The sequence below is a fragment of the Aeribacillus sp. SP014 genome, assembly GCF_054055575.1.
Genome location: NZ_JBSRXI010000001.1, coordinates 2,081,633 through 2,094,002 on the forward strand (window position 1 = coordinate 2,081,633; position 12,370 = coordinate 2,094,002).

Annotated in this window: 12 protein-coding genes and 1 pseudogene; 10 read left to right on the forward strand and 3 right to left on the reverse strand. The window is 42.8% G+C overall.

All coding sequences use genetic code 11. From position 1 onward, the window contains the following. The first annotated feature begins 204 nt into the window (after positions 1–204). The 4 genes and pseudogenes from modA to ACVIJU_RS10140 all read left to right on the forward strand — a co-directional run. Positions 205–1,017 (forward strand): molybdate ABC transporter substrate-binding protein, encoded by an 813-nt coding sequence (gene modA / locus ACVIJU_RS10125; protein WP_429653293.1) that lies wholly within the window; start codon positions 205–207, stop codon positions 1,015–1,017. Positions 1,018–1,157: 140 nt separating this feature from the next. Beyond that, positions 1,158–1,340, forward strand: coding sequence for a MerR family transcriptional regulator (locus tag ACVIJU_RS10130; RefSeq protein ID WP_277874812.1), 183 nt, complete (start codon positions 1,158–1,160; stop codon positions 1,338–1,340). Positions 1,341–1,705: 365 nt separating this feature from the next. After that, on the forward strand, positions 1,706–1,945 hold the full coding sequence (locus tag ACVIJU_RS10135; RefSeq protein ID WP_339230674.1) for a hypothetical protein: 240 nt from the start codon (positions 1,706–1,708) through the stop codon (positions 1,943–1,945). 269 nt (positions 1,946–2,214) lie between these two features. Then, a pseudogene (locus tag ACVIJU_RS10140) lies at positions 2,215–2,364 on the forward strand (alcohol dehydrogenase); the annotation flags it as partial. Between the two features lie 201 nt (positions 2,365–2,565). Here the strand turns inward: ACVIJU_RS10140 and ACVIJU_RS10145 are convergent. Then, positions 2,566–3,483, reverse strand: a complete 918-nt coding sequence (locus ACVIJU_RS10145; RefSeq protein ID WP_144598429.1) for an AraC family transcriptional regulator — start codon at positions 3,481–3,483, stop codon at positions 2,566–2,568. Between the two features lie 209 nt (positions 3,484–3,692). Here ACVIJU_RS10145 and ACVIJU_RS10150 point away from each other — a divergent pair, with 209 nt between their 5' ends. The 6 genes from ACVIJU_RS10150 to ACVIJU_RS10175 all read left to right on the forward strand — a co-directional run bounded on the left by ACVIJU_RS10150 (position 3,693) and on the right by ACVIJU_RS10175 (position 9,569). Beyond that, on the forward strand, positions 3,693–4,859 hold the full coding sequence (locus ACVIJU_RS10150) for an MFS transporter (RefSeq protein WP_339230672.1): 1,167 nt from the start codon (positions 3,693–3,695) through the stop codon (positions 4,857–4,859). 104 nt (positions 4,860–4,963) lie between these two features. After that, a complete protein-coding gene (locus ACVIJU_RS10155) occupies positions 4,964–5,812 on the forward strand; it encodes an aldo/keto reductase (RefSeq protein WP_339230670.1) in 849 nt (282 codons plus the stop codon). 457 nt (positions 5,813–6,269) lie between these two features. Continuing rightward, positions 6,270–7,010: an SDR family oxidoreductase gene (locus ACVIJU_RS10160; protein ID WP_144598427.1), complete on the forward strand. Its 741-nt coding sequence runs from the start codon at positions 6,270–6,272 to the stop codon at positions 7,008–7,010. An 89-nt stretch (positions 7,011–7,099) separates the two neighbouring features. After that, positions 7,100–8,050, forward strand: a complete 951-nt coding sequence (locus ACVIJU_RS10165) for an FAD:protein FMN transferase (RefSeq protein WP_339230668.1) — start codon at positions 7,100–7,102, stop codon at positions 8,048–8,050. A gap of 35 nt (positions 8,051–8,085) precedes the next feature. After that, the gene (locus tag ACVIJU_RS10170) at positions 8,086–8,556 is read left to right on the forward strand and encodes an FMN-binding protein (protein ID WP_199757353.1); all 471 of its coding nucleotides are present in this window, start codon (positions 8,086–8,088) and stop codon (positions 8,554–8,556) included. Positions 8,557–8,579: 23 nt separating this feature from the next. Beyond that, positions 8,580–9,569: an aldo/keto reductase gene (locus ACVIJU_RS10175; protein ID WP_144598425.1), complete on the forward strand. Its 990-nt coding sequence runs from the start codon at positions 8,580–8,582 to the stop codon at positions 9,567–9,569. A 340-nt stretch (positions 9,570–9,909) separates the two neighbouring features. Here the strand turns inward: ACVIJU_RS10175 and ACVIJU_RS10180 are convergent, their stop codons facing one another. Continuing rightward, positions 9,910–10,770, reverse strand: a complete 861-nt coding sequence (locus tag ACVIJU_RS10180; protein WP_456687539.1) for an SDR family oxidoreductase — start codon at positions 10,768–10,770, stop codon at positions 9,910–9,912. Positions 10,771–11,187: 417 nt separating this feature from the next. Next, the gene (locus tag ACVIJU_RS10185) at positions 11,188–12,099 is read right to left on the reverse strand and encodes a DUF5655 domain-containing protein (protein ID WP_456687540.1); all 912 of its coding nucleotides are present in this window, start codon (positions 12,097–12,099) and stop codon (positions 11,188–11,190) included. Positions 12,100–12,370 lie beyond the last annotated feature (271 nt).

Sequence of the window (12,370 nt, forward strand, 5' to 3'; positions counted from 1 at the left end):
GTTATTGGCAAGGCCGATTAAAAAAGCACCTTATGGTTTTTTTCATTGCACTGAACAAATGTGTTTTTTCTATCCGTGAACGGAGACACTTTACTATTCTATATAATTATATTTTATATAAATTAATTATATACTATACAAAATAGTTATAAGAAATTATAATAAGTTTTATATTAGATTAAAAGTAGAAGGGGGAGAGAAAGCATGAAGCATTCTATTCGCATGATCATGATCATGTTTTTGTGTGCTTCAATCTTTTTTATTTTTGGTTGTACAAACGAGGGAGAAAAACAGGAATCAAAGAAGACAGAGGATAAACAGACAGTACAATTAACCATCTCAGCAGCCGCAAGCTTACAAGATGCCTTAACGGAAATTCAGAAAAAGTATGAAAAAGAACATGAAAATATAAAAATTACATTTAACTTTGGAAGTTCTGGTGCATTGCAACAGCAAATCGAACAAGGAGCGCCGGTAGACCTATTTTTCTCGGCTGCTGAAAATAAGTTTCGTCCACTCGTAGACAAAGGATTGATTAACAAAGAAGAGAGCAAAAACTTGCTAGGAAATGAAATCGTTTTAATCGTTCCGAAAGATAAAGCAGACACAGTAAAAGGATTTCAGTCTTTGGCAGACAGCGGTATTAAGCAATTTGCATTAGGAAATCCTGAAACTACTCCAGCAGGTCAATACGGGCAGCAAACTCTGACCAAGCTAAATCTTTGGCCAAAAGTAAAAGAGAAAGTCGTATACACAAAGGATGTGCGCCAAGTATTATCATATGTAGAAGCAAATACAGTGGACGCAGGAATTGTATTCAAAACTGATGCCCAAATATCTGATAAGGTAAAAATTGTCGACATTGCAGACGCAAATATGCATGATCCTATTATTTATCCAGTTGGCATCATTAAGGACACAAAGCATAAAAAAGAGGCTCACGATTTCTATCAGTACCTACAGACAGAAGATTCGTTTCAAATTTTTGAAAAATTCGGATTTAAGATTTTGAAATAAGCGGGCTTCATTACTGTTCGATCAACTTAAATTATAAGACTTGCCTTGAGGACAAGTCTTTTTTATTTTGTTCTTGACCTTAAAGTTACTTTAAGGTGTAACTTTGATTATAAAGGACGTGATTGAGATGAGTTCAAACGATACAAACTTTTTCCAAAAGGACCGGTATTTTAAAAAGTGCTTTAAGATATTATGAGTCAGAGAATTTACTGCATCCAATAAGAAGCGAAAATGGTTACCGTCTTTATTCGGAAGAACAGATAGCAACCGTAAAATTGATTTCAAGTTTACGTTTAGCCGATGTACCAATAAAAAAACAGTAGAAGAATGTAACCATAAAAATGTTAATAATCAGTAAACAATGTCTTTTAATCAAGGGAATTTCTACCAAATTTGTGTGGGAGGCGATAGATATAATGAATACAAGGAAGCGAAGTACGACAATTATCATGGATAACGATAGCGCACCTCTCGCGATGTTGACAAGAATGTTTTTTGGACCTATTATTGCGATCATATTCGCAGTATTAATTTACCAAATACGTGGTATATAAACCTACTTCATTTTGAAGAAAGGTGAGATCGATGAAAAAGTTACCAATAGTCCATAACTTAAGAGGAGCAATTAATGAGGTGATTAAAAATAACAAAGAAGAAGAGATATCCACCTAACAGATTCATTAAAGCTGTGAATGTAAAAGATGAAGAACTGTTGCGTGTGTGTTCTAAAATGGTTACCAGTCCTGATTCATTAAGTGCTTTTTATGATGCAATTAGTAAACATCCTAATTTGATTACAATAGAAGATTTTATTGTTGTTTATGGTGAAAAATGGGGATTTAGTTCAGAAATCATTGAAGAATGCAAAAGAAGGGTTCAATTATTTGATGAGATCGCTAGAAAGAAGAGATTTGGTGTATATGCTTAATGATATTAAACCTAATTATTAACCTTTATTTTTTAGGAAAAAGGGAATGACAATAATTAACAGAATTGCTTGTTTCGCTTCTTTTGGCGTACGGGATCGATTCGGGATAGTCTTGATTAAGCTATGAAACTACTCCATTCAAGGTATTACCTCTTGTCTTTACGAGTTTTGTGATTACAACTTTATGGGCTTTTAAAGGATTCCAATTCGATTTGTCTTATGAATGAATGGTCATACTTTTATTGTCTTCTTCAACGCACCTGTTAGTTGAAGTACAATTGATGCTCGATTTTGCCGCTCAACACGGCATTGCCCCTAAAATTGAGGTGATCGGTGCTGACCAAGTAGACGAAGCGTATGAGCGCGTCCTCCGCAGTGATGTACGTTATCGATTCGTTATTGACATGTCTACCTTATAATTATGTAAAACTTTGAAATACCGACTTGGATGTATCACGAAAATAGTTGGTCCTAATGAATGGTGAGAGGAGGCTGGACTCAAAAAGTCGCTTTACGACCTTTTGGGGCAGCCTCATTAACTCTCGACTTATTCTGTTTCCCTTGAGAAACTAGAAAATGACCATATGAATACGCAGTTTAATCCCCCGTTGAGCAAGGAGTCATGCGTTGGCCCTTTGGTCATATTCCTCCCTCAGGCGCTTGATATCTTCTTTAGGTGGAAAACCGAACATGCGGGAATATTCACGGCTGAATTGCGATGGACTTTCATAGCCGACTCGGAATGCGACATCAGCGGCATCTGTTGACTCGGTTAATAGCAGGCGTCGCGCTTCCTGCAGCCTTAGTTGTTTTTGGAACTGAATCGGGCTCATAGCCGTTACCTCTTTAAAGTGCCGATGAAGTGAAGAAACACTCATATTTGCGATTTCCGCAAGCTCCTCAACTTTAAAAGACTGATTATAGTGATTTTTGATATATTCGATCACGTCTCTGATTCGATAGGTATAGCTCCCTTCTATGGCCATTTGTTTCAGTATTCCCCCATGTTGTCCTTGCAGAACCCTATAGAGTATTTCCTTCGTGTAAATAGGAGCAAGCACAGGGATATCTTTCGGGTTGTCTAGCAAACAAACCAGTCTGATTACCGCATCCAACATACATAACTCCATAGGGCTGACAAACATAGCTCGCTTCGTATTTTCTTTCAGGCCAACTTGAATTTCAGAATCACTTAAAAGCTCTAAAATTTGACCCGGTCTAAATTCAAGTTTTAAAGCCAAATACGGAACATCGTAAGTGGCTTTCGTGATTTGGGCGATAACGGGCAAGTCAACGGATGCAACAAGGTAATCGGCGGGACCGTACGTAAAGTGCTCCTGTGCCAGCCATACCTGCTTCTCACCTTGAACGACAATGCATAAGGAAGGATTATGAACACCGTGATTTGGTCCTGTAACAGTAGAATGACGAGAGAAAAATAAAGACGGAATAACGGTCGTGTGAATACCGTCTTGGCCTGTGTGACGTTCAATCAGCTTGGCGAGCTCATCTTGCTGTTTATAAATTTGTTCAGACATAAAATCCTCCTTGCTTCTTTATTCTTGCTAGTTCCATTTTAATGCATATTCGTCTGTTGCGTAAGTGGCTGTGAGAGGATTAGGCAATCATTTGAGACGATCATGATACCGTTCGTTTTTTCATTTGTTGCATAATAAACATGCGTAAGGTTTTTCACTCTTTTATGATCGCTAAAAAATTTCAAAGTGAAAGGAGGGGATCGGATACTATGAATAACGCTTGGAAGATTTACATGTTGACCCTGATCAGCTTCTTTGTGGGCACTTCACAGTTCGGGATCGTAGGTATGCTAGATAAAATCGCTGCTTCCGTCGGCGTAGCGGTAGCGACAGCGGGACAGCTTATTACCGTATTTGCGCTCGGGAACGCGATCGGCACGCCCATTGTCATGGTGGCGATGGCCAAGATGAATCAGCGCAGTCAATTGTTGCTGGCTCTTTCTATTATTTTACTGGGCATCGTTTTGACACTCCTTCTCCCGGGGTTCGGCTTTCTGATGGCTTCCCGTGTTGTACTAGGGATCGGAACGGGCGTCTTTGTCGTTACCGCCTATGCCGTTGCCGCGAAGTTGGCTCCTCCCGGACGTCAGGGCGGAGCGATGTCTAATGTCGCAATGGGCTTCGGCTCCTCTCTCGTATTCGGTGTCCCTATTGGGCGCGTTCTCGCAGAGACATATGATTGGAAGACGATCTTCTGGGTTATCGGCATCTTCAGTCTGCTGGCCATCTTCGCCGTCGCAAGGACGATTCCAGACATGGAAGGTGAAACGTCCGTCCCTCTGGGTAAGCCACTTGCTTTTGTGAAGAATCCGCGGATCGCGGCTGCTCTTGGAGTCACGTTCTTTGTGTTTATTGGTTTTTCGATTGTCGATACGTATATCACCTCCTATTTAGCTACCGTCATGCCAGAGATGAAACGGAAAATCAGTGTCATTCTCTTTGCTATGGGGATCGCGAGCGTGATCGGTTCGAGATTTGGCGGCTTCTTAGCGGATCGGATCGGCACCTTCCGCACTCTTATCATATCCATGGTCGTTCAAGCTTTTGCTTTGGTGTTACTGTCAGTTGGCTCCGGATGGACTATCGTCGCCATCCTGTTGCTCATGATTTGGGAACTCGCTTGTTGGACGTTCGGGCCGACCCAAAACTTTAACCTGATCTCGCTTGCGCCGGAAGCCTCTGGGATCGTGCTCAGTCTGAACAGTTCCTTTGTACAGCTCGGGTTTGCCACAGGTGCTGGCATCGGGGGGATCACCGTAGGAGGCTTGTCAATCATGGCGATTACTTGGATCAGTGCCGTCTCCGTCGCGATCGCTGCCATCATTGCAGTCGTTTCCTTCGGTCGTGCTTGGTCATTCTCAACTGTCCAACAATGAACACAATAGATGATGTAAAAAAGACAGAACCATCCAATCTTCGTATACCATATTTCTGCTTTAATAAAGGAATATTGATTTATAAAAACAGGAGGAGATTTTACGTGGAAAAGGTCATTTTGAACAACGGAGTTGAGATGCCAATTCTTGGTTTCGGTGTCTATCAGATCGATCCAAACGAATGTGAACAATGCGTGTATGACGCCCTTATGACGGGTTATCGTTTGATTGATACCGCTGCCGCTTATCAAAATGAGGAAGCGGTTGGTCGAGCCATTAAACGGAGTGGAATCCCAAGAGAAGACATATTTGTGACCACAAAGCTATGGATTCAAGATGTCGGCTACGAGAGCACAAAAAAAGCATTTGCAAGGTCATTGGAAAGATTGCAACTTGATTATTTGGATTTGTATTTGATTCATCAGCCTTTTGGCGATGTTTATGGCTCCTGGCGTGCGATGGAGGAATTGTACCGTGAGGGGAAAATTAGGGCCATTGGAGTGAGCAACTTCCAGATGGATCGTCTGATCGACTTGATCATCCATCATGAAGTCACTCCTGCCGTCAATCAAATTGAAACGCATCCTTTCTGCCAACAGGTCGAGAGTGCCCAATTTATGAAAGAGCACAATGTACAGATCGAGTCTTGGGCGCCTTTTGCCGAAGGGAGAAATAACATTTTCCAAAATGAAGTTTTAGTATCCATCGCTGAGAAGCATCGTAAATCCGTTGCTCAAGTCATTTTGCGTTGGTTGACACAAAGAGGAATTGTGGCCATTCCAAAGTCTGTTCATAAAGAACGGATCATTGAAAACTTTCATATCTTTGACTTTGAATTAAGTCAAGAGGATATGGAGAGCATTGCAGCGTTAGATACGAAAAAAAGCTTGTTCTTTTCCCATAACGATCCTGAAATCGTGAAATGGCTTTGTAACCGTAAACTTGATATTTAGTGCTTTTATACCACACAACAAACTGAAATGCGGAGAAGGGGGGATGCTGACTTGGCTTGTCCTTTTATCCAATTCTTGAAATGGAGTTTTAAATTTGAATAATGTTTTGCACTTAATGGATTTCTAAACAAACCTGATGTTCAGTTGACGCTTTATCGGCTATCATCCCCAGAAGTTCGTTGAAGCTTGGGCGTAAACAAACTTGGATGTGAATAAGTTTACAATAAGGCACGCTAAACTATTGTGTACTTTCATGGATACACTAAAATTTATGATCAATTATCGGCCATTTGTTCACTAATGGACAAACCGTATTCACCTAACCATTGCGGGCACCATGAGGTTGTTTATAATGATGTATATTAATTTATTGATGATGTTTATTATGTATAGGAAGTTGGATACGGGAAAGTCACTCATTTCTCATTCAATATGTGTTAGAAAGGATCGTGTTGTTATGTCTAATATTCAAGATAAAGTGGTCATTATAACGGGTGCTTCTAGCGGGATTGGAGAAGCGACTGCAAAGGAACTCGCTTCGAGAGGTGCGAAATTAGTGCTTGCAGCTCGCCGTGAGGACCGATTGAAGAAACTACAAGAAGAAATCAAAAACAGTGGGGGGCAAGCTATTTATAAAGTGACCGATGTCACTTCGTATGAACAAATGGAAGAACTGGCTGCGTATGCTCTAAAAGAGTTTGGAAAAATTGATGTGTTAATAAACAATGCCGGAATCATGCCACATTCGTTCCTTTATAAGAAAAAAGTGGATGATTGGAATCGGATGATTGACGTCAACATCAAAGGCGTACTGTATGGCATTGCGGCTGTCCTTCCTTCTATGAGAGAAAGAAAAGAAGGGCACATTATTAATGTTTCTTCAGTCGCTGGACACGTTGTCGGGGCTGGAAGTACTGTCTATGCCGCAACGAAGTTTGCTGTGCGCGCAATTTCTGAAGGTCTACGTAAAGAAGAGCTCGGCAACAACATACGTTCAACGATCATTTCGCCGGGGGCGGTTGCTACGGAATTAATAAATTCAGTCACAGATCCGGACCTAAAACCTAGCATTGATGAAATTTATAAAGGTGCGATCTATGCCGACAGTATTGCTCGTGCCATTGCCTTTGCAATTGAACAACCATCTGACGTCGCGATTAACGAGATGATCATTCGTCCTACGCGTCAAGAGCGGTAAATTGGATGTCAACAGATGTCAACAAAGGAAGATAAATAATGCAAAAACGTAAATTAGGAAGTCGGCCTTGCTCGTTCGTTAGCAAGAGCATGGAGAAAAAGTTATCCACGAACATCAGGTACAATTCGGCTCACGGAGCGGATGACGGGAACGGCAGGTTCGTCTTCACGTTCGAAGCCATCGGAACCCGATGGGAGATCGAGACCCGCGAGCCGTTAGACTTTCAGTTGAAGCAGCGCATTCTCGAACGAATCGAACAATTCGACGCCACGTACTCGCGGTTCCGTCAGGACTCCCTCGTTTCCCGAGTTGCTGCCGCCTCTAACGGTGGCCGCTTCGTCTTCCCGGACGACTCGGTCGCTCTTTTCGATCTCTATGATCGGCTACACATCGCTACCGCACGTGCCGTAGACCCGCTCGTTGGCCGTGACCTCGAACTTCTCGGCTACGACCGAACGTATTCGCTCACGTCCGCGTCGGAGTTTGTCCGAGCCGAGGCACACGCTCGGGAGAGAGTGACCTGGTCGAAGGATATTCTCCGGGACGGCACGTTAATTGTGACACGGCGCCCGCTTGTGATCGATGTCGGAGCGGCGGGGAAGGGGTATCTCGTGGACATCGTCTCCGAGATCCTCCGCGAGGGCGGATTCACCGAGTTCGTTGTCGACGGCAGCGGCGACCTCCGCCATTCGGGGGATTCCGTCCTTCGGGTCGGGCTTGAGCACCCGTTCGACCCCAGTCTGGTGGTAGGCGCAGCTAACCTGAAAAACCGGGCCTTGTGCGCATCTGCGGTCAACAGACGCGCCTGGGGTGACGGGCTGCACCACGTACTTGATGCCCGAACGGGCATCCCTGTACGCGATGTGGTCGCGACGTGGGTTGTCGCCGACGAGACCGCGACCGCCGATGGACTGGCGACGGCACTCTTTTTCACAAGCGGGCATCATCTAGCGAAGTTCTTCCGGTTCTCGTACGTGCGGATGTTTGCCGACGGCCGTGCCGAAATCTCGCAGAGCTTCGACGGCGAGCTCTTCACGTAAGTGATCAACTCGCAAGGAAAGGAGAGGATAAGAGTATGATTCCCTTGAGCAAGAGTTTTATCGTCACGGTGGCAGCAGTCTCCGTATCCACGGTCATGACTTCATCCGGGACGACGGATATGGCTGCCGAGCGCCCGACGATCACCTTGAATGGCAGCGTCAACTGTTCAAGATCGGCAACAAGTAAAGACTGCACCTACGAAGACGGCGAATATACGGCGACCGGCCAATACGGGAGCCTGCCCTCATCCATCACCGTGACTGTAACTTTGGTCGACGACGTCATCACCGCCGTCAAAGTGACCCCTCATGCGACGAACCCGACCTCCCTCGACCTGCAGCGCCGCTTCGCCGACGCGGTCCCGGCGGTCGTCGTCGGGAAGCGCATCGACGAGGTGAAGGTGGACCGTCTCGCAGGATCCAGCGGCACCCCCGACGGATTCAATGATGCGATCCGAAAGATTAAGGAGCAGGCTTTACTTTGTAACCAATCATCGCCCAAATAAGGGCAGTAGAAAGGAGAACAACCATGCAAAAACGTTTATTAGGGAAAAGTGGTCTGGAAGTGTCGGCGATCGGGCTTGGTTGCATGGGAATGAGTTATGGTTATGGTCCGGCATCAGACAAGAAAGAGATGATTTCGCTGATCCATGCGGCGATTGACCGGGGTGTTACTTTTTTCGACACTGCTGAAGTTTATGGTCCATATGTGAATGAGGAGTTGGTAGGTGAAGCGCTTGCCCCATTCAAGGGGAAGGTGGTCATCGCCACAAAATTTGGTATTAAAATGATCAATGGCAAACAGGTGCTTGACAGCAAGCCGGAGACCATTAGGCAATCCGTCGAAGGCTCGCTCAAACGCCTAAAAGTTGAAGCTATTGATCTGTACTATCAGCATCGTGTTGACCCAAATGTACCGATTGAGGAAGTAGCCGGAGTAGTGCAAGACCTAATCAAAGAAGGTAAGGTTAAGCATTGGGGACTTTCTGAAGCAGGGGTGCACACGATTCGCCGTGCACACGCGGTTCAGCCGCTCACTGCAGTTCAGAGTGAATACTCAATGATGTGGCGAAGCCCTGAAGAAGAACTGCTCCCTACGCTCGAGGAACTCGGAATCGGTTTCGTTCCGTTCAGCCCGCTGGGTAAGGGCTTCCTTACTGGAAAAATTGATAAGAATACAACATTCGTTAGCTCCGACTTCCGCAGTATTGTTCCTCGCTTCAAATCGGAGAATCTCGAAGTAAATCAGGTTTTGGTCGAACTAATCAAGAAGGTTGCTCTAGAGAAAAACGCAACACCGGCTCAAATCGCACTCGCATGGTTGCTTGCCCAGAAGCCATGGATTGTTCCGATTCCCGGCACGCGCAAATTGGAGCGGCTGGATGAAAATCTTGGTGCATTGGACGTTGTGCTGACTCCCGAGGAGCTAAGTGATTTGAACGACGCGCTCTCGAAGATCGAGATTGCGGGAGATCGCTATCCGGCAGGTTCAGAATACGCAAATCGAACGGGCAAATAACTGATCGTTCTCCACGAGGGGATAGAATTATGAAAAGTGCAAGGTAAATCACGAAAATCGTGAAAAAACTTGCACTTTTCATTTAAAGTAAGGCGAGCATCATTGTATCAAAAAAACCAAAGCCGGCTTATTTAATGTAAAAGACAAGCCTGATTGGCTTGCCTATTAAGAAATTTTTACTATTACTTGTGATACGGTTCACCTTAATTAATCTTAAACTGTTCAACAAATTCAATCCCTTCCCATTAGTGAAGTGACAAAAAATATCATCAAACTATAATTTTACTGAACCGTAAACTCCGACTCTTCACCTCTATATTTTTGAACTAATGTCCCAGCATCACGATCTCTCCCAAAGACGTTTTGTCACCATCCGCTCCCACCACTTCCACGGCAATATATTTTTCAAGACAATTCCTAATTTCACGCCTTTGCCAACCGGATACCGCAATTTCGGATAAGGAGACTTTGCCACGTGTACAATCTGTTGGATCACTTCATACGGAGAGGGTGCCGTGTCAGCAACATGGTTGACATATTTCAAAATTTTCTCCATCTCTTTAACATAAGGAGAATCCGGATTGACCGATACCGCATCCAGCCCTTTTGACCAGATTTCCGTTTTATAGGATCCCGGTTCAATTAAAACGACATGAACACCGTACGGCAGCATCTCTAAACGCAAAGACTCGCTGAATCCTTCCACCGCAAACTTTGATGCCACGTAAGGTCCCATAGAAGGGAATCCGATTCGTCCGCTGATACTGCTTATATTCACAACCTTGCCGCTTCTGCGTGCCCTCATCGACGGCAAAACAGCTTTTGTTACTGCCACCAAACCGAAAAAATTCGTTTCAAATTGCCGACGCCATTCTTCAACAGCAAGCTCCTCCGTAAATCCTCCCGCTGCATACCCCGCGTTGTTTACCAACAGATCAATTTGGCCGTATTCTTCAATCACATTCTGAATCACAGTTTCCGCTGAGGAAAAATCGTTTACATCTAGTTGGATAATCTCAATCCGGTCTGTGACACCTGCTTCTTTGGCCGCCGCTTTCAGTCGTCCTCTCTTATTCAAATCTCTCATTGAAGCCAGCACGCGGTAGCCTTCGCGGGCAAGCGCTACACTTGTCAGCAATCCAAAGCCGCTTGAAGCCCCTGTAACAAACGCAACAGGTTGTTTCTTTAAAGTTTGATTCACAAGATTCCCTCCAGCTATTCATATTCTAACACTGCCTTTTTGCTAAATATATGTAGAGTATCATCACTGCTTTCGTCCGCAAATTCCTTCAAAAATCTGCTCCACCTATATGTTTTGACAATTCCTGTCTCTTCTTAATAAACACTTTTTATTGAAATTGTATCATGGAAAAAAGTGCATAAAATAAATTTTACTATATTTTTAGACTGAGCAATTATTTAATTAGAAGAAGTTAAACGCAAATTAACACCAAATTTTTAAAGTAGAAAATTAAGGTATTATTAGTCATATTTTATCAGCTAAAGGTTGGGGTATATTACGAAGGAAAGGTTAAAAAGATATTAGTGAAAACAATTATAAATATAATATATTGAAAAACACTTAAAAATCGCCAAGTATAATAATTACCGGCGATTTTTAACTTCTATCATAGCTCATATGAATAAGTCGCTTTGCCTTTTCAAAATCTTCATCATTATAAATACTGACTTCTAAATCCCCTGTTCCGATATGACCGATATTTCGAACATCACGGCTAAATCCTGGCTCGAGTTCAATTTCATCTGGATTCACTTTTAAAAATAAGACGATTTTTTCTGTCTGAGGATGCACTTCTAAGCAGACAAAATTTTTAATGCGCTTAAAGGCTATGTAGTATTTTAATACAGCCATTTGTACATCATCGCCTAGTGCCATAATATATGCTTTTATTGCTTCAAACCGGTCTTTTAATTCTGTACTGGATTGTTCCAGATATTCGGAGACTGTCTTATATCCGAGCTTCGATGAGTTAATATGGTTTTCAACTTCCAGTAATGGTTGTGCAGTTGTTGCATTTACTAAATCGAGCAAAAGAAATCCATCTTTATAAAACTTATACTGGTACAACTCAATGTTCCGATTAATTTGTTGAACAGCATGTTCGTCATATTTTGTGAATCCACCCGCAATACATAATAAGCGCGGATTCGTCCAATCAATTGCGTCAGCCAAGTTATTGCCGTATTTGCGCATTACCATAAGAGTGAATTCTGCTTTATGATCCAACAGCCAGTCCAGATAATATAATCCTTGGTTAATGACATTTTCATTGACAGCTCGTTTATATTCGATAATAACTGGAGAGTTATTTTCATCAATACCTAATGTATCGATTCTGCCGCCATGTGTCTTGCCAGTAGAATATTCTGATGCTAAAAACCGTACACCTAAAAATGTTTCAAGATTACGCTCAATAAGGGTTTGCAGCGATTTTTCAATTGTCAGAGAAGTGCCTTCCAATTCACTTACATGTTCTCCATTTATACGAAATAATTTAATATCACCCATGAAACTACTCCTTCTTTTATTGTGCATCTAAAACTACAATTACAATAAATGAATAATGATAGTATACAATAAGCGTTGATATTTAGCGGACTAAATAATTTTTTCGCTTGTAAATGAGACATATTAGTCAATCTGTGTAAAGAATACGGAAGAACGTAACAAAAGACCCCAATTCAATTTTAATAATGTTCCACTCGTTCGGAAATATGTTTGCAAAATTATTTTGGCTCTTGGAAATACTAGAGAAACCAATCAATACATTCATTACAAA